This window comes from Cryomorphaceae bacterium (assembly GCA_007695365.1).
GTDB lineage: Bacteria > Bacteroidota > Bacteroidia > Flavobacteriales_D > SKUL01 > SKUL01.
The window spans coordinates 1-17,768 of the sequence record REDV01000149.1 but is presented as its reverse complement, the minus strand read 5'-3'; the positions used below and the strand labels follow the sequence as shown (position 1 = coordinate 17,768).

General features: G+C 52.7%; 14 protein-coding genes. 7 read left to right on the top strand and 7 right to left on the bottom strand.

Annotated elements, in window-relative coordinates; translation table 11 throughout:
* Positions 1-262 precede the first annotated feature (262 nt).
* Both folE and EA392_14880 read right to left on the bottom strand, forming a co-directional pair.
* Complete coding sequence (folE, locus tag EA392_14885) at positions 263-925, bottom strand: GTP cyclohydrolase I FolE (protein TVR36539.1); 663 nt, start codon at positions 923-925, stop codon at positions 263-265.
* A 180-nt stretch (positions 926-1,105) separates the two neighbouring features.
* Complete coding sequence (locus tag EA392_14880; GenBank protein TVR36538.1) at positions 1,106-1,552, bottom strand: DedA family protein; 447 nt, start codon at positions 1,550-1,552, stop codon at positions 1,106-1,108.
* Positions 1,553-1,679: 127 nt separating this feature from the next.
* On the opposite strand from EA392_14880, the gene EA392_14875 reads away from it, so the two are divergent.
* Positions 1,680-2,348, top strand: coding sequence for a hypothetical protein (locus EA392_14875; GenBank protein TVR36536.1), 669 nt, complete (start codon positions 1,680-1,682; stop codon positions 2,346-2,348).
* Between the two features lie 98 nt (positions 2,349-2,446).
* Here the strand turns inward: EA392_14875 and EA392_14870 are convergent, their stop codons facing one another.
* Entirely contained in the window at positions 2,447-3,229 is a 783-nt protein-coding gene (locus EA392_14870) for a DUF547 domain-containing protein (protein TVR36535.1), read from the bottom strand.
* 109 nt (positions 3,230-3,338) lie between these two features.
* Between EA392_14870 and EA392_14865 the strand changes: the two genes are divergently transcribed.
* Positions 3,339-5,891, top strand: coding sequence for a PIG-L family deacetylase (locus EA392_14865; GenBank protein TVR36534.1), 2,553 nt, complete (start codon positions 3,339-3,341; stop codon positions 5,889-5,891).
* Between the two features lie 102 nt (positions 5,892-5,993).
* The gene (locus EA392_14860; protein ID TVR36533.1) at positions 5,994-7,709 is read left to right on the top strand and encodes a sodium:solute symporter; all 1,716 of its coding nucleotides are present in this window, start codon (positions 5,994-5,996) and stop codon (positions 7,707-7,709) included.
* Here EA392_14860 and EA392_14855 read toward each other — a convergent pair.
* On the bottom strand, positions 7,706-8,323 hold the full coding sequence (locus tag EA392_14855; GenBank protein ID TVR36532.1) for an ATP-binding cassette domain-containing protein: 618 nt from the start codon (positions 8,321-8,323) through the stop codon (positions 7,706-7,708). The genes EA392_14860 and EA392_14855 overlap by 4 nt on opposite strands.
* Before the next feature lie 66 nt (positions 8,324-8,389).
* Entirely contained in the window at positions 8,390-11,071 is a 2,682-nt protein-coding gene (locus EA392_14850) for a cation-transporting P-type ATPase (protein ID TVR36531.1), read from the bottom strand.
* A gap of 75 nt (positions 11,072-11,146) precedes the next feature.
* On the opposite strand from EA392_14850, the gene cysC reads away from it, so the two are divergent.
* The 3 genes from cysC to cysN are packed head-to-tail and all read left to right on the top strand — an operon-like array spanning position 11,147 to position 13,930.
* Positions 11,147-11,758, top strand: coding sequence for an adenylyl-sulfate kinase (gene cysC, locus EA392_14845; protein ID TVR36530.1), 612 nt, complete (start codon positions 11,147-11,149; stop codon positions 11,756-11,758).
* Positions 11,755-12,660, top strand: coding sequence for a sulfate adenylyltransferase subunit CysD (gene cysD / locus EA392_14840; GenBank protein ID TVR36529.1), 906 nt, complete (start codon positions 11,755-11,757; stop codon positions 12,658-12,660). The genes cysC and cysD overlap by 4 nt, the downstream gene beginning before the upstream one ends.
* Before the next feature lies 1 nt (position 12,661).
* On the top strand, positions 12,662-13,930 hold the full coding sequence (gene cysN, locus EA392_14835) for a sulfate adenylyltransferase subunit CysN (protein TVR36528.1): 1,269 nt from the start codon (positions 12,662-12,664) through the stop codon (positions 13,928-13,930).
* 51 nt (positions 13,931-13,981) lie between these two features.
* Here the strand turns inward: cysN and EA392_14830 are convergent, their stop codons facing one another.
* Positions 13,982-15,631, bottom strand: coding sequence for a T9SS C-terminal target domain-containing protein (locus EA392_14830; GenBank protein ID TVR36527.1), 1,650 nt, complete (start codon positions 15,629-15,631; stop codon positions 13,982-13,984).
* Positions 15,632-15,841: 210 nt separating this feature from the next.
* On the opposite strand from EA392_14830, the gene EA392_14825 reads away from it, so the two are divergent.
* Positions 15,842-17,068, top strand: coding sequence for an MFS transporter (locus EA392_14825; GenBank protein TVR36537.1), 1,227 nt, complete (start codon positions 15,842-15,844; stop codon positions 17,066-17,068).
* Positions 17,069-17,110: 42 nt separating this feature from the next.
* On the opposite strand, the gene EA392_14820 is transcribed toward EA392_14825, so the two are convergent.
* A partial coding sequence (locus EA392_14820; protein TVR36526.1) for a DUF2490 domain-containing protein occupies positions 17,111-17,768 on the bottom strand: 658 nt, incomplete at its 5' end.

Sequence of the window (17,768 nt, the reverse complement as noted above, 5' to 3'; positions counted from 1 at the left end):
GTGTGGGATGCCGCCGGCTTACCCGCAGGGTTGTATCACTACACCTTGTTTGTGGATGACGAACTGCTTGTAAAACGGGCCATCAAGTTACATGACTGATGGCATGAAATTCTAGAATCGCACTGCTTAAACCCCCGTTGCAGGTATTGCAACGGGAGTTTTTGCTTTCTTCATTTTCAGCATTCGCAACCAAGCCATGATTCCCATTGTCTAATCGTCTCATTGGCTCATCGGCTCATTGCCTCATTATCACATTATCTCATCAACACCCGCTTACAGCAGGTATCATCCTGAAGAAGTCGTTGCGAACGGATTTATCGGCAAACTGCCCGCCGTACTCAACGGTAGTGGTGCGGCTGGTTTTATCCATCACGCCCCGCGAGGTTACGCAAAGGTGCTCGGCATCAATTACCACAATCACGCTCTCGGTGTTGAGGGCTTCTTTTAAAGCGTTGAAAATCTGCACCGACATGCGCTCCTGCACCTGGGGACGGCGCGCATAGTAGTGCACCAACCGGTTGATTTTAGACAAGCCGATTACCTTGCCCGACGAAATGTACGCCACGTGCGCCTTGCCCACAATCGGTAAAAAGTGATGCTCACAGGCCGAGTTGAAGGAGATGTTGGTTTCAATCAGCATCTTGTTGTACTCGTACTTGTTTTCAAAAACCGAAATGGCCGGTTTGTTTTTGGGGTCAAGTCCGCTGAACATTTCCTTTACAAACATTTTGGCCACGCGATACGGGGTGCCCTGCAGGCTGTCGTCGGTGAGGTCGAGCCCAAGCTCTTCCATGATGCGTGCAAAGTGGTGCTCAATGGTTATGATTTTCTCTTCGTCGGTTTTCACAAATGCGTCGGCGCGCATGGGGGTTTCTATGGAGGTCATGCGGTGGTCGTCACCGGCCGATTCGTAGGCCTGTTTCATTACGGGTGATAGCATGTGATGCGTGTTTAAGGTTTGCTAAGTGTCGGGGCAATGCCGACTTGAACAGGTTCATTACAACCGCGAAGCCTCAAATGTTTATCAGCCGCCGGGGAACAGGGAATCCAAAGCCACACGAACATCCGCTCAACAAGGCTTTTTATCCCACACGGCTTCAGTCTTCTAAAGGAAAAAAGCCTGCGCTCCTAATACGATAAGCAGGTAGCGTAAAAATTTTCCGAGCAGCATCCAGAAAAACACTTTTTGCCATGAAACCCTGAACACGCCCAGGGCCACGGCAAGGGGATCGCCCACCACGGGAAGCCAGCACAAAAACGCCAGTCCGGAGCCATAGCGCTCAATGCGCTGGTGCCAGCTTTCAATCTGCGCGCGTTTCATGCGCAGGTAGCGCTCTATCCAATGCCATTTAGCGAGGTAGCCGAGGCCGTAACTGCTTAGGCCTCCCAGCCAGTTTCCCATGGTAGCACTCACCAGCACGCCTGCTGCCGAAAACGGACCCGCAAGCATCAGGGCAAGAATTACTTCGGAGCTAAACGGCAGGATGGTAGCTGCCAGAAAACTGGCAACGAAAAGCCCTAAATAACCGTATTCTATCCATTCGGTTTCCATGTCGGCAACATTTGGCACACAGATTGGTTTACTTTGCGCACACGACCAAAGTTAGAAAACCTAACAACGGCGAAACCTTTTAAAACGAATAGCCATGAAAACGAGAGCTTTTTTTCAGACGCTGGTCATGGCTGTTTCAGTACTGTTCGCGCAGCATGCAATTGCGCAGAGAGGTGGCCTGCAAACAGCCTTGTCCGGAGGAGCACAAACTGCCATTCCAACAGGCGATTTTGCCAATCAATTTGACGGAACACCCGTGGGCCTTGCCGCCACCGTTTCGGGTCCTACCTTCCGCGGCTCACCTGTGCACATGGGTTTCGGCTTTGCATGGAACCGCATGGGAAGCGAAAGCGAAAGTGTCTTTGTGAACAACGGAGAAGCGCTGACTTCCGGTAATGTGGAGCTGGTTACCAATCGCTACAACTACTCAACTTTCCTGCGCCTGGCTCCTTTCAGGGGGCGTATCCAGCCTTTTGCAGAGGGTGTTGCTGGATGGAGCAACTACGTAACCCGCAAAGACATCACCGGTCGCTACGCCAACGGCGAGTCGATGGAAAGCACCGAGCGCATGCACAACAACATGGCGTGGATGTACGGCTGGGGAGCTGGTGTCCAGTTCCGTGTAGCACCGCACATTTTCCTGGAGGGAAAATTCCAGCGCATGTATGAGTCGCGCACCACGATGATTGACCACCAGAGCATCATGCTGCAGAACAACGGCACAGCCGATTTCAGCACCATGGAGGTTCGCCCCGAGTTCGCAGTGGTACAGGTAGGACTCACCATTCGCTTCTAAGAAATTTCCGAGCTGTGAAACACGCCCCGGTTCTGCTTGCAGGCCGGGGTTTTTTGCACCGAAATGTCACAAGAAGTAAAACGTGTTAAGCAAGGGAGTTACTGCTCATTCAATTTCCAGTCATATTCCAGATACTCTATACGCGCGTCGGGAGAAACCGAAACCGCACCGTAACGCTCCACGAACACACGCACCCCTCCGTGGTTTTTGAAATCACCGCTGTACCACTTCAGCAGTTTTGAAAGTTTCAAAGCCTCTTCTTTGAGTTCGTTGCGCCAACTGTTAAAAAAATGACGGGTCTGATCCTCCAGCTGCTCCTCCAGTCGGTGAGCCTCGTAGGCTTCGTTGCGCAACCTGGGACAACTGCGGGCAGCGCAAACCAGGGCAAAGTGAATGCGTGGCTCATCAAACTGTTTGCGAATGATATTGTGCTCAATGTCGTTGAGGTGATAGCGCTGTCCCTCAATTTCAATGAAGCGAATATCCCATGTGGTATTTACGCGGTAAATCCATCCGCCCAGGTCTTTGATGCTTTCCACCGGGTAATGGCGCAATACAAGTTGAAGCGTAAAAGCGTTGTAGGCGTTTATCCAGTAGGCCAGCTGCTCTGCTTTACTCCATTTGCCGGTGTGGGGGTGATGGGATTCGAGCGTGGCAAGATACTTATTCAAAGAGGTGCTGTCTTTTTGCATGGCGCGGTAGTTCACCATGCCGTCGCCGTCCACATATTGCCTGAGAAATCCGGTAAAGGCTTCGTGGGTAATGGGTTCGCTCCTGAATTCAGGTTGTGACTGGCAGGAGCTGGCCACCATCCAAAGCATTACAAGCAGCACTTTTCCCGGCAATTCCGGCCATTCAACAACCATCCTCCTTTCTTTCATGCTTTAAAGGTAAGCAATGAGGTGTCAACGCACATAACTACCTCGTTGTGGGTGTCTGCAAAACGACCTAAGTACAAACAATCACCCCTGCCCAAACGTTACTGCGGTTATGCCATGGGCTCAATTGCCCGAAAGCCTGTATTTTCGCCCTTCGTCTAAAATCGTATCCATGATCAGAGTTCTTCTGTTGCTCATTCTTTTTTTACCTGCGCTCGCTCATGCGCAATACGGCCGGCAGTGGTCGTCCGGCGAAATTCTGCACGAGATGCACAAGCTGGGCAAATTGGGAAGGGTTCTTTACCTGGCCGCGCACCCTGATGACGAGAATACGCGCCTGATTGCGCACCTTGCTAACCATGAGCGTGTTGACGTGGCCTACCTGAGCCTCACTCGGGGCGACGGTGGCCAGAACCTGATTGGTCCCGAAATCGGCCTCGAACTGGGTCTCATCCGCAGCCAGGAACTGCTTGCCGCCCGTCGCACCGATGGTGGACAGCAATTTTTTACCCGCGCCTACGATTTCGGGTACTCCAAAAGTGCGGATGAATCTTTTGAGAAATGGGGAAAGGAAGAGGTGCTGAGCGATGTGGTTTGGGTGATTCGTCGGTACCGCCCGGATATCATCATCAATCGCTTTTCGCACGACGACCCCCGCGGCCATGGGCATCACACCGCCAGCGCCATGCTGAGCTTTGAAGCCTTTGACCTGGCCGGAGACTCCGAAGCCTTCCCCGAACAACTCCAATACGTGGAGCCGTGGCAACCCAAACAACTTTTTCACAACGTGAGTACCTGGTGGGACAAAAGCCTGCCCGAACGCGCCGCGCAAGACCCAACGATCATCTCTTTTGAAGTAGGTGAATACGAGCCTCTGCTGGGGCGGTCCATGGGCGAAATTGCCTCCATCAGTCGCAGTCAGCACAGCAGCCAGGGGTTCGGCTCGCTGCTTCAACGGGGCTCCAATACCGAGTATTTGCAGTGGCTCAAAGGTCTGCCTGTTAAAGAGCAGCTCTTTGACGACGAGGATGTGGCGTGGTCGCGTGTGGAGGGAGGCGCAGCGATCGGTGCCCAGATTCAAGGCCTTATTGCTGATTTCAATGCCCACAACCCGGCTGCTTCCGTGCCCGCATTAATTGAAGTTGCCCGTGCAATTGAAGTCCTGCCATCCTCGCATTTTCGCGATGCGCGTCTGGAGCTAGTGCACGAGCTGATTCTCCAATGTACAGGCCTCTGGTGCGAAGCCACCACCGGGTACTACAAAGTGCTGGCGGGCGATGCCATCAAGGTAGATGTTACCGCACTCAACCGAAGCGACGTCGATGTGAAATTCATGGGTGTGCACCTTAACGGAAGCGATACTGCGCTTTCGTACGGCCTCTTGCGCGACCGAACCCACCTGGTTCCCATGACCCTGAACATTGCCGCCGACCACCCTGCCACAGAGCAATACTGGTTGGTGGAGGACAAATTACCGGGCATGTTTGTGGTAGATGACCCCATGCTGCGCGGCAATGCAGAGAGCGACTGGCCCTTTTCGGCTACCTTGCGCTTCGAAATGATGGGGTACCGTCTGGAGCATCGTATTCCGGTGATACACAAATGGGCCGACCGCGCTAAGGGTGAGCAAATGCGTCTGCTCAAGGTAGTGCCTCCGCTCACGGTGAACCCCTCGGAGCCGGTAGTGGTGGCACCCAACCGCGATGTTGCCCGTATCAAGGTTCGCCTGCGGGCACACGCCGACGGGCAGACGGGAGTGCTAAGGCCCGAAGTTCCGGCTGGCTGGACCTGTGAACCGGCTTCGGCAAACTTTGAACTTCAACGAAAAAATGAGGAAACGGTGCTCAGCTTCGATCTTCGTCCGGGAACGAATGCAAAAACCGGCACGGTAAAACTCGTCGCTGAAACCAACGAAGGCTCATACTCCCAGAGTGAAAAAGAAATCAACTACGATCATATTCCAGTGCAAACCTTGCTCTATCCCAGCGAGGTGCTGGCCGTGAACTTTGAGCTCGAAACCACCGGAAAGCGCATCGGTTACATAGAGGGCTCGGGCGATGATGTGCCGAAGGCGTTGCGAGCCATGGGCTTTGAAGTTAATCTCATTGCACCCGAAGACCTGGGCGGTACTGATCTTTCGGTGTATGACGCCATCATCACGGGCATACGGGCCTACAACGTGCACAATGCGCTGGAAGGCGTGAATCACCACCTGCACGAGTATGTGCGGCAGGGCGGAAACCTCGTGGTGCAGTATTGTGTGAGTTTTGGTCTGGTAACCGAAGACATCGGGCCATATCGATTCAGGATTTCCCGCGACCGCGTGACCGATGAGGAAGCACAGGCCACCATCCTTGCCAAAAAGCATCCGCTGCTCAATCACCCCAATAAAATTGTGAATGAGGACTTTGACAACTGGGTGCAGGAGCGCGGGCTGTATTTTTCCGACGATTGGGACGAAGCCTTTACCCCGCTCATAGCCTGGAAAGATCCCGGAGAAAAGGAGCCCCTCAAAGGAGGCCTGATCGCAGCCCGCCATGGCGAAGGAATGTTCATCTACACCGGTATCGCTTTTTTCCGGCAACTGCCCGCCGGTGTGCCGGGAGCGTATCGCTTGCTGGCCAACCTGGTAGCAGGAGGAAAATCCGCGCGCAATGAACGATGATCGTCCACCCATACTCGGAACCTGGAAAAGGTTTTACACCGCGCTGATGGTCTATCTCGTGGTGCTGATGGTGCTTTTTTACCTGTTAACCATCTGGTTGTCATGAGCACACTCGATTGGATCGTGCTGCTCGGCAGCCTGGCAGGTATCGTAACGTACGGCATCTGGAAATCCCGTCAGGGTAGCGCCACTGATTTTCTGCGAGGGGACAACCGCATACGCTGGTGGTCCATCGGTTTGTCAATCATGGCCACGCAGGCCAGCGCCATCACCTTTTTGTCAACCCCGGGATTGGGTTATGAAGAAGGGATGAGCTTTGTGCAGTTCTACTTTGGAATGCCCATTGCGCTGGTGTTGATCTGTGCCTTTGCCATTCCGTTGTATTTCCGGCTGAAGGTATATACGGCGTATGAATTTCTCGAAAACCGTTTTGACCTCAAGACCCGGTGGCTGGCGGCCTTGTTGTTTTTGGTAAGCCGCGGACTGGCTGCGGGAATCACGATTTACGCACCTGCTATCGTGCTCAGTAAGGTGATGACCTGGGACCTCGATGCCACCATTGTGATTATTGGCCTGGTGGTGATTCTCTACACAGTAGTTGGTGGTTCGGTGGCCGTGAGCCAGACCCACAAATTGCAAATGGCCGTAATGATGGGCGGTATGATAGTAGCATTGGGCCTGATTTTTCACTACCTGTCGCCCATTCTCAGTCCGGGAGAGGCCGTGCAGGTGGCGGGCAAAATGGGCAAAATGAATATTGTGGATTTGCAGTTTGATCCCGGCAGCAAGTACAATATCTGGAGTGGATTGATTGGCGGATGTTTTCTCGCCTTATCGTACTTCGGTACAGACCAGAGCCAGGTGCAGCGATACATCAGCGGAAAATCCATGACCGAGATGCGCATGGGTTTGATGTTCAATGGTGTTTTTAAGATTCCGATGCAGTTTCTTATTCTGTTTATCGGTGTGATGACCTTTGTGTTTTACCTTTTTGTGCAGCCTCCGGTATTTTTCAACCAGGTGGAGGTGGAGAATGTGCGCAATTCGGCCTATGCGGACGAGCTCACAGCCGTCGAAGGGCGCTCAACTGCCCTGTTTGAAGAGAAACAGGCCCTTACCCATCAGATGCTGGCCGGGCTGCGGAGCAACAACGATGCAGAAGTGGAGCAAAGCCGCCGGGCCCTGGAGCGCCTTAAAACCCGCGAGGTGGAGCTGAATCGCGAGGTGGTGAACCTGATTACCACCGTAAATCCGCGTGCCGAAACCAAGAGCGGTGATTACATCTTCATCACCTTTGTAACCGAATTCCTGCCCGCCGGACTGGTGGGCCTGCTGCTCGCAGTGATTTTCTCCGGGGCCATGTCGAGCACCTCGGCCGAGCTGAACGCCCTTGCCACCACCACCGCTGTTGATTTTTACCAGCGCAAAGTAAACCGCGAGCCGGGAGAGCGCAAAATGCTGATGATGTCTCGCGGGTTCACGCTGGCCTGGGGACTGCTCGCCGTGTGGTTCGCGCACATGGCTTCGCTGTTTGAAAACCTGATTGAGCTGGTAAATATCCTCGGCTCACTTTTCTACGGAACCATTCTGGGTATTTTCCTCGTGGCCATTTTTATCAAGCACATTCGCGGAAACGCAGTATTTATAGCGGGCATCCTGTCGGAAGCCATCATCATCACGCTCTTTTTGCTTAACAAATACGAAATCTACAAAATGGCCTACCTGTGGTACAACCTCATCGGTCCTGCGTTGGTCATTACCTTCTCAGTAATCATTCAGGCCATGATGCCCGGCAAACCCGAGTTGCGCCAAGGCTAGTCGAACAGCCCGTGAATCTCAGCGTCGATGTTGTTGATGATTTTGCCGAGGTCTTCGGGGTCTTCATGAAAGTTGTTCTGGTCTACGTCAATGATGAGCAGTTTGCCTTTATCGTAGGTTGAAATCCACGCTTCGTAACGCTCGTTGAGACGCTTGAGGTAATCCAGGCGGATGCTTTCCTCGTAATCGCGGCCCCGCTGCTGAATCTGGTTTACCAAGGCAGGTACGGTTGCGCGGAGGTAGATGAGTAGATCAGGCGGCGAAATAAATCCGTCCATCAGGTTAAACAGCGAGAAGTAATTCTCAAAATCGCGTGTGGTCATCAGCCCCATGGCGTGGAGGTTGGGCGCAAAGATGTAGGCGTCTTCGTAGATGGTGCGGTCCTGGATAACGTCTTTGTTTTCGCGACGGATTTCGGTAACCTGGTTAAAGCGGCTGTTGAGGAAGTACACCTGCAGATTGAACGACCAACGCTGCATGTCGTTGTAAAAATCGTTGAGGTAGGGATTCTCATCCACGTCTTCAAAATGCGCCTCCCATTTGTAGTGGTCGGCAAGCAATTTGGTGAGGGTGGTTTTTCCTGATCCGATGTTTCCGGCTATAGCGATGTGCATAAAAAGCGTTATTTATTGGAGCGAACGAAATTACAAATTGTCAGTAGAAATAACAGTCCGCAAGGATCAGCTTCCTCCCGAAAAACGCGATACCAGCCATTTTTCGCCCTCTACAAGCAGAAACACGGCAAAACCCGCGGCGGTTGGATAGAACCATTCCTGGATCCCCAGGGGGGTTGTACCGAAAAAAGTGTTCATCACCGGGAGGTAAACAAAGCCCACCTGCAGCAGTAAAAGCACGCCGCCGGCCAGAAATGCCACCTTGTTTTTGAAGAAGGCTGCACTGAATGCGGGTCTCCGTATCTGACGGCAGGCAAAGAGGTAAAACATCTGGCAGGCAACGAGTGTGTTCACAGCCACCGTACGCGCTGCTTCTTCTTCCAGCCCAAGCCCCTTCATGTACTTAAACATCCACATAGACAGCACACCGATCACTACCGACACGTACAATATGCGCCAGCCGAAAATGCCGCCCAGCAGCTTGTCGTTTCTGCTGCGCGGAGGACGTTCCATGGTGCCTGCCTCCATACGCTCAAAGGATAAAGCCAGGGCCAGCGTTACAGCAGTCACCATGTTTACCCAAAGAATCTGCACCGGTAAAATGGGCATGACGGTGCCCAGCAATACGGCAGCCATCAGCACAAAAGCCTCACCTCCGTTGGTTGGCAGTATGAAAATAAGCGCTTTTCGGATGTTGTCATACACTGTGCGCCCTTCCTCCACGGCGTGCACAATGGAGGTGAAATTATCATCGGCCAGCACCATTTCGGAGGCGTCTTTGGAAACTTCCGTTCCCTTAATACCCATGGCCACTCCGATGTTGGCTTTTTTGAGTGCAGGGGCGTCGTTTACCCCGTCGCCGGTCATGGCTACCAGCAGGTTGCGGGCTTGCAGAGCTTTCACCAGCCGCAGTTTATGCTCCGGACTGGTACGCGCATAGACGTCGTTTTCTTCGGCAATTTCAACCAGTTCATCATCCGACATTTGTTCCAGTTCGGCCCCGGTTATCGCTTTTTCGCCATCTCCAATACCCAGTTCCCTCGCAATGGCCAGTGCGGTGGCAGCATGATCGCCGGTGATCATTTTTACCCGTATGCCGGCCTCCCGACACTCCGTAATAGCATCTACCACCTCGGGCCGCGGCGGATCCACAATGCCAATCAACCCGAGAAACAGTGCTTCTTTCAAGTGGCTTCTTTTGAGGCTATTGCTGTCGTCTTTAAAAGGCATAAAAGCCGCCCCCAACACGCGCATTCCCCGCGAGGCGATGGTATCCACCTGCTCCTCCCAATAGCTTTTGTCCAGTTCTTTCTCTCCGTCGTTGTGTAGTTGCCGGGTACAAAGTTCCAGCAAACGGTCGGGTGCACCGGTAATGCAAACCACCTTGCCGTCCTGCCATTGGTTGAGTGTGGCCATGTATTTTGCTTCCGAGTCGAAAGGAATGCTGTCCAATCTTTCGGGGTCAAAATCCTGCATACCCCCTTTGTAGCTCAGCGTGAGCAATGCCCCTTCGGTAGGCGAGCCGGTGAGTTGCCAGCCCTTTTCTTCCTCGTGAATTTCGGCATTGTTACTGCAGCGCAGGGTTTGGAACAGCCGCTTGAGGACCGACTCGTTTGTCGGATCTACCTTACTGTCTTCGTGTTTGATATTCCCTTTTGGTTCGTAGCCTACGCCCTCTACATCGTAGAGCTTGTCGGCGGTAACCACCATCCGCGCGGTCATTTCGTTGCGGGTAAGCGTTCCCGTTTTGTCGGAGCAAATCACGTTTACCGCGCCCAGGGTTTCGACGGAAGGCAGCCTGCGGATGATGGCGTTTCGCCGCGCCATGCGCTGTACGCCGATGGCCAGCGTAATCGTCATAATGGCGGGTAACCCTTCGGGAATGGATGCCACAATAAGCCCGATGGTAATCAGGAATAACTCGCTGATATCATAATCGCGGAAAAACCAGGCAAAGGCAAAGAACAATCCTGTTACGCCCAAAATAATAACGGACAGCCATTTGCCGAAGGATTCAATTTTCTGCAATAAGGGCGTGGTAATGGGCTGTACCTCGGACATCATCTGGTTGATTTTGCCCAGTTCCGTTTGGGTTCCGGTAGCTACCACCACCCCGCGGGTTTCGCCAAAGGTGAGTGAAGTGCCAGAGAAAAGCATGGAAAGCTGATCTCCGGAAATAGCGTCTTCTGCCACTGCGTCTACTTGCTTGGTAACGGATGTGGATTCGCCGGTAAGGGGCGATTCCTCTACCCGCACATCGCGTGCCTGCACGATGCGGATATCGGCGGGAACCTTATCTCCCGATTTCAGCACCACCACATCACCGGGTACCAGCATTTCTGCGTTCACTGTGGTTTTGTGTCCATCCCGAACAACTACAGCTTTAAGTGAAAGCATATTGCGAATACTCTCCAAGGCTCTTTCGGCCTTTCCTTCCTGGATAAAACCGATCACGGCATTGATCACAACCACGGCTGCAATCACCACCGTATCAATCCAATGATCCATCAGCGCGGCAATCACAGCCGCCACAATGAGTACATAGATGAGCACGTTGTGAAACTGCAATAACAGCCTGACGTACCAGGGGCGCTGTCTGGCGGCCGGAAGTTCGTTGGGGCCGTACTGGTTACGCCGTCCTTCCACCTCCTGAGCCGTAAGACCTTTGGATGAGTCGGTGTTGAGCGTTTTCAACACTTCTTCGGGGGACATGGCGTGCCAAGGTTTATTTTTCGGGTTGTCTGACATAAGGTGTGAGGCTATGGTGCAAAGATAAGAGCCGGGGGCAATGCCCCCGCAACCAAAATTCTATCTTTGCCCGCCATGTCAACCCCGCTGCACATACACCCCATTTTTAACCGCATGATTTCGCGTGAGCGCAAAGAGCAGTTGCTCGGTCATCGCGGGCTGGCCATCTGGATGACCGGATTATCGGGTTCAGGAAAAAGCACCATAGGCCTGCTGCTTGAGGAAATGCTTCACGGCGAAGGGGTTGTAACGCGCTTATTGGACGGCGACAACGTGCGCGCGGGCATCAACAACAACCTGGGTTTTTCGGATGCCGACCGCACTGAAAACATACGCCGTATCGCAGAGGTCAATCGCCTCTTTACAGATTGCGGAGTGGTGGTCATCAACTGTTTTGTGAGTCCTACCAGGGCCATTCGCCAACAGGCGCGCACCATTATCGGAAACGATTTTATGGAGGTTTTTGTGGATGCTCCGCTTGAAGTGTGCGAACAACGCGACGTGAAAGGCCTTTACCAAAAGGCTAGGGCCGGCGAAATCCGAAACTTTACGGGCATTGACGCCCCTTTTGAGGCGCCCGAAATGCCGGAAGTGCACCTCCGAACCGCCAATGAAAGCCCGGAGCAATCTGCGGAGCGCCTTTTTGAGCTTATCATTCATCGAATTCAACTTCCATCCAACGCATGAAATCCTATCGCTTAACACATATTGAAGAGCTTGAAGCTGAGGCGATGTTCGTCCTCCGCGAGGTGGCCGCCCAGTTTGAGAATCCCGTGATGCTCTTCTCCGGCGGAAAAGACTCCATCATTATGTTCCACCTTGCACGCAAGGCATTCTGGCCAGCCAAAATTCCCTTTCCGCTGCTGCATGTTGATACCGGCCATAACTTTGATGAAACCATCGCTTTTCGCGATGCGCTGGTGGAAAAATACGGTGCCGAACTGATGGTAGGCTCTGTGCAGGAATCCATTGACAAGGGTTTGGTGGTGGAAGAGAAAGGTATTAACGCCAGTCGCAATGCCCTGCAAACCGTTACCTTGCTCAATGCTTTGGAAACGCACAAGTTTGATGCAGCAATGGGAGGCGGACGGCGGGATGAGGAGAAAGCCCGCGCCAAAGAGCGCTTCTTTTCGCACCGCGATGAATTTGGCCAGTGGGACCCCAAAAACCAGCGTCCGGAATTGTGGAATCTCTTTAACGGACGCAAGCACATAGGCGAGCACTTTCGGGTGTTTCCCATCAGCAACTGGACCGAGCTGGACGTGTGGCAGTACATTCTGCACCGCGAAATTGAGATTCCCTCGCTGTATCTCGCTCACGAGCGCGAGTGCTTTGAGCGCGATGGCGTGATCCTGGCCAAAAACGAAGCCGTACCTATGCGCGATGATGAAACTGCGGAGATGATGACCGTGCGCTTTCGCACCATTGGCGACATGACCTGTACCGGTGCCGTGCGATCTGAGGCGGCCACACTGGAGGAGATTATTGAAGAAGTTGCTGCTTCTCGCGTTACCGAACGCGGCGGGCGTTCGGATGATAAGCGCTCTGAAGCTGCCATGGAAGACCGTAAAAAAGAAGGCTATTTTTAAGATGCAAAGCAACAACCAGTACCTCAACATGGACCTGCTGCGGTTTACCACGGCGGGCAGCGTAGATGACGGCAAAAGCACCCTGATTGGGCGGATTTTGTACGACAGCAAATCCATTTTCGAAGACCAGATGGAGGCCATTGAACGCGCCAGTCGCAAATCGGGAGAAACCGAGGTAAACCTTGCCCTGCTCACCGACGGCCTCCGCTCAGAGCGCGAGCAAGGCATCACCATCGACGTGGCTTATCGCTACTTTGCCACGCCCAAACGCAAGTTTATCATTGCCGATACGCCCGGGCACATTCAGTACACGCGCAACATGGTAACGGGCGCCTCTACAGCCAACCTCGCCATTATTCTGGTGGATGCCCGCAAAGGACTGGTGGAGCAAACCGCACGGCACAGTTTTATTGCTTCTTTGCTGGGAATTCCCCACATTGTGTATTGCATCAACAAGATGGACCTGGTGGACTACAGCGAGGAGGTGTACAACAACATCAAGGAAGACCTGGAGTCCTTCAGTTCAAAGCTGATTACGAGCGATATCCGCTTTATTCCCATCAGCGCGCTGAAGGGCGATAACGTGGTGAACCGATCGGTCACCATGCCCTGGTACGAAGGCCCCACCCTGATGTACACCCTGGAGAATGTACATATCTCCAGCGACCACAATCATATTGACTGCCGTTTTCCGGTACAGCATGTTATCAGGCCGCAAACCGATGCCTTTCACGACTACCGCGGCTATGCCGGACGCGTGGCCGGGGGCGTATTTAAGCCCGGTGACGAAGTGACGCTGCTGCCCTCGGGCTTTACCACACGCATCGCTGCCATTGACTGCGCCGACAAACAGGTAAGCGAAGCCTTCGCGCCCATGTCGGTAACCATACGATTGGAGGAGGATTTTGATTTGGGCCGCGGCGACATGATTGTGCGCAGCAACAACCAGCCCACCGTAACGCAGGACCTCGATATCATGGTTTGCTGGATGGGCAACCGACCGCTACAGCCCAACGGCAAGTACGCTTTGCGCCATACCACGCGCGAGGTGCGATGCCTGGTGAAGGAAATCCAGTACAAAATGGACATCAATACGCTGCACCGCAACGAGGCCGACAAGCACATCACCATGAACGACATTGCGCGCATACGGCTTCGCACCACACAACCCCTGTTCGTAGATAGCTACAAGCGCAACCGCAACACAGGCAGCCTCATTCTTATTGACGAGGCGACCAATGAAACGGTGGCGGCGGGGATGGTGATTTAGATTGCTAAGGTGGCCTGCCTGGCCAAAGGCTTGGGTGCATTCAACACTCAACTATTTCGCCAAAACCACTTTGATCCGCTCTACGGAGCCGTCATGGTGCAGGTTTACAAAGTATAGACCTTGCGTTAGCGAGCTTGTATTGAGTTCCAGCCGATGGGTGAAGTGTTCACTTTGAATCAACCTGCCTCTTGCGTCAAACATTTGCATGAGCACGGGCTGGTGTATTGTGCCTTCAATAACGAGCATATCCCGCGCGGGGTTGGGGTAGGCAATCCATTCATTGGTTGAAGCGTACCGGCTTGTTGAGGTTGCAAGGTCTTCTCCGCATTCGCAGTCTGCAAGAATGATGGTATTGCTTGTTTCAGGGTCACCGTCATCGCAAGGATCACCAATAAGTACACAACTGCCGTCGTCGAAACCGGCCTCAGCATCGTAGTTGCAGGCCTCAGGGTTGATACACCCACCGAAGCAGGGGTCCAGTCCGGTATCGCCACCCACGCATTCGCCACACTCGTCAAAAAACGCGCTTCCGTTTTCAACGCCGTTGCAATCCAGGTTGTCGCCAAGTAATCGCACATAGCGGTTATGGGTCTCACCATTGAAGGTGGTGAAATCTCCTGCCACAACAATTTTCCCATCGGGTTGAAGGGCAACCTGCCGAACGCGTGCGCTGGCCCCGCTACCCGTATTGAAGCTTTCATCCACGCTGCCGTCGGGCAGCAGACGTGCAATACGGTTGGCGTTGATGCCGTTCACTGAAGTAAAATCCCCACCGGCAATGATTTTTCCGTCTGACTGCAAGGCCAGCGAATACACATCGCTGCTGAATCCGGTTCCTGCATTGAAGGTAGTATCAAGGCTGCCGTCGGGGAGCAGACGGGCAATATGATTTACTTCCACACCATTGTATGAGGTGAACTGACCTGCGATCAGTATTTTGCCATCCGGCAGTATCACGATATCCCGCACAATAGCACTTGCACCCGTGCCCGGGTCAAAAGTTTCGTCGAGCGAGCCATTTTCGTTCAGGCGGGCAATGCGATTCCTGGAAACGCCATTGAAGTTGATAAAAAATCCGCCCACCATGATTTTACCGTCGTTTTGAAGGGCAAGGCAGTAGGACGGGCTGTTGAATCCGGTTCCGATATCGAATGTATCGTCAAAAGTACCATCGGGCAGCAACCGCGCGATTCGTCCGCACGGGTTGCCGTTGTATGATGTTACATTCCCTGTTATCAGGATGCGGTTGTCGGGCAATACCTTGATATCCCGGATTGCTCCATCAGCACCGGTTCCAACCACAAAAGATGCATCGTTGGTGCCATTGGTGTTTGCACGGGCCAGCCGCAATCTTGAGGTGCCTGCAAAATTGGCAAACACACCGCCCAGAATAATTTTTCCGTCGGGTTGCAGTGCAGATGAAAAGACATCCTGATTGGCGCCGCTCGAGAAAAACGAAAAGTCAGCCGTGCCATCCACATCAGCCCGTGCTACGCGGTTGAGTGAAGCAAACTGAAACTCCGTAAAGGCCCCTCCTAAAAAGAGTTTTCCGTCGGGCAGAATTTCCATGGTCCAGATGTCGTTGTTCGCACCAGTTCCTGAGTTGTAATCAGGATCAATGGTGCCCGCTTGAGCGATTGCCTGGTGGCCGGATACGCAAAAAAGTGCGGTTGAAAAGAGGGTGTAGAATGGTTTCATCATCTTGCTGGTGTTCGTGTTTTGAACCAAAGGTAAGAGGTAAATACCTATGCTTGCGGCAGACCCGGAACTTTTTCTCCACGTAATATTTGCATACAGACCAGCAAATGGTTCGGTGCTAAGCGCTCCTCCTATTGCATAATTTGGGTTGAACAATTGTTACTTGGCGTGTGGAACATTAGACGCAACTTTGCAGGGATATACCCTTTCATGATGAAAACCGAAAACGTAAAGCTGGGATTGAAAGAAAATTGGAAGCAATTTTCCTTGTTGGTCATTGTGAACGCATTTGTGGGGGGAATGATCGGAATGGAGCGTACCATCATTCCGCAGTTCGCAGAAATAGAGTTCGGCGTAGCTTCGAAAACGGCTATTCTTTCGTTCATCACAGCTTTTGGAATAACCAAAGCCATTGCCAACTATTACACAGGTCGGCTGGCCAATAAATATGGACGAAAGAACCTGCTTCTGTTTGGCTGGATACTGGCCATCCCCGTTCCGTTCATGCTGATGTACGCCCCAAATTGGGGCTTTGTCATTTTTGCCAATGTACTTTTGGGAATAAGCCAGGGATTTACCTGGAGCAGCACGGTTGTGATGAAAATTGATCTCGTGGGCGAAAAAAACCGCGGGTTGGCCATGGGACTCAACGAATTTGCAGGTTATTTTGCCGTGGGTATTGTTGCCTTCCTGACGGGGCTCGTTGCCAGCAAATACGGGGTTACACCCTATCCATTTTACATCGGAATTTTCATTTCCATGGTGGGGCTCCTGCTCACCGTGCTCTGGGTGCAAGACACCAATGTTTTTGTGCACAAGGAAAGTGCTACCGACAACACCGCACAGCTCAGCAACGTGTTTGTTGAAACCACCTTTAAGAACAAAACCCTGAGCTCGGTTACACAGGCCGGGCTTGTGAACAATCTCAATGACGGGATGATATGGGGCCTGCTCCCCATCGTTTTGTTTGCGCTTAATTTCGACCATGCCAACATAGGCGTTGTTACCGCCATCTACCCCACGGTTTGGGGTGTAGGGCAGCTTTTTACCGGAAAAATGGCTGACCATTATTCCAAAAAAGCGATGTTGTTTTGGGGGATGCTCCTGCAAGGATTGGCCATTTTGCTCATTCCGTTTAGCAGCGAATTTTATGTTTTGGCCACCATTTCGGGCATACTGGGATTGGGAACAGCGCTGGTGTATCCCACTTTCCTCGCTACCATAGCCGGGGCTACGAGTCCGATTCAGCGCGCAGAAAGCATAGGAACCTTCAGGCTTTGGAGGGATTTAGGCTATGCTTTTGGAGCGGTTATGTCGGGAATCACCGCCGATCTATTCGGGGTTCAATACGCCATATTTCTGATTGGTGCTTTGACCATTCTTTCCGCATTCATCATTCAATTCCGTATGCCTGAACAAATCAAAATCTTGAAAATTTGATCAGAAAGCGCAATATGCCCACCCTCGACGCAGCCCTCTGGTTTAATACAGCTGTGGCACTTCTTCGGGCGTTATCAGCTTTTCGGGTTGGCGGGGTTTTTCGCCAAAGGTCTGAACCAGCCAAAGGGTAAAGCCGTGCTTCATGGTGCCTCCGCCTGCCTGCGCGGGTATGATGCGGTTGTGATATCCCAGCAATATGGTGAGGTTGGCCACGTCGAAGCCGCCCAACAGGTACACGCGGTTTTGGTCCATATTCCAGCCGCCAACTTCGTGTCCGGCGTTTACCAGGAACTCATTCATCACGTTCAAATGCGCGCGCGTGGTTTCTGAGAACTTTTTCACCACAAAGCGATAACTGGTCATCAGTCGTAATCGGCTGTAAAACATGTAGTCGTCGAGCACTTCGTTGCCTGCAATGCGATTCCGGATACGTGCGTCGTAGCGAATACGGGCCCGCAGGCTGCTTCTCAGGGCAATGGGTGTATTGTACTCAATTTGCCCCCAGGGGCGGTGCTCCTGCCGCTGAAGCCGGTTGGTGAAGGCTGTGGACGTGGCCACCCACGCGTAACCTCCTGTAAGGTTAAATCGCTTATTGGGGCGGTAACTCAAGCCGTGCCTTGTTACAAAAAACCCGCCCGGCACTAAGTGAAAATCATTCCAGAGGTAGAGCTTATCCCGCAGCTTGTAGGTGGTTATGTAG

What these genes read in the sequence shown, in the direction of transcription:
- cysD (TVR36529.1), top strand. Translation starts at nt 11,755, where the DNA reads ATGAAATCCTATCGCTTAACACATATTGAAGAGCTTGAAGCTGAGGCG.
- EA392_14830 (TVR36527.1), bottom strand. Translation starts at nt 15,631, where the DNA reads ATGATGAAACCATTCTACACCCTCTTTTCAACCGCACTTTTTTGCGTA.
- EA392_14850 (TVR36531.1), bottom strand. Translation starts at nt 11,071, where the DNA reads ATGTCAGACAACCCGAAAAATAAACCTTGGCACGCCATGTCCCCCGAA.
- EA392_14860 (TVR36533.1), top strand. Translation starts at nt 5,994, where the DNA reads ATGAGCACACTCGATTGGATCGTGCTGCTCGGCAGCCTGGCAGGTATC.
- EA392_14870 (TVR36535.1), bottom strand. Translation starts at nt 3,229, where the DNA reads ATGAAAGAAAGGAGGATGGTTGTTGAATGGCCGGAATTGCCGGGAAAA.
- cysC (TVR36530.1), top strand. Translation starts at nt 11,147, where the DNA reads ATGTCAACCCCGCTGCACATACACCCCATTTTTAACCGCATGATTTCG.
- EA392_14855 (TVR36532.1), bottom strand. Translation starts at nt 8,323, where the DNA reads ATGCACATCGCTATAGCCGGAAACATCGGATCAGGAAAAACCACCCTC.
- EA392_14875 (TVR36536.1), top strand. Translation starts at nt 1,680, where the DNA reads ATGGCTGTTTCAGTACTGTTCGCGCAGCATGCAATTGCGCAGAGAGGT.
- EA392_14880 (TVR36538.1), bottom strand. Translation starts at nt 1,552, where the DNA reads ATGGAAACCGAATGGATAGAATACGGTTATTTAGGGCTTTTCGTTGCC.
- cysN (TVR36528.1), top strand. Translation starts at nt 12,662, where the DNA reads ATGCAAAGCAACAACCAGTACCTCAACATGGACCTGCTGCGGTTTACC.
- folE (TVR36539.1), bottom strand. Translation starts at nt 925, where the DNA reads ATGAAACAGGCCTACGAATCGGCCGGTGACGACCACCGCATGACCTCC.
- EA392_14865 (TVR36534.1), top strand. Translation starts at nt 3,339, where the DNA reads ATGCCATGGGCTCAATTGCCCGAAAGCCTGTATTTTCGCCCTTCGTCT.
- EA392_14825 (TVR36537.1), top strand. Translation starts at nt 15,842, where the DNA reads ATGAAAACCGAAAACGTAAAGCTGGGATTGAAAGAAAATTGGAAGCAA.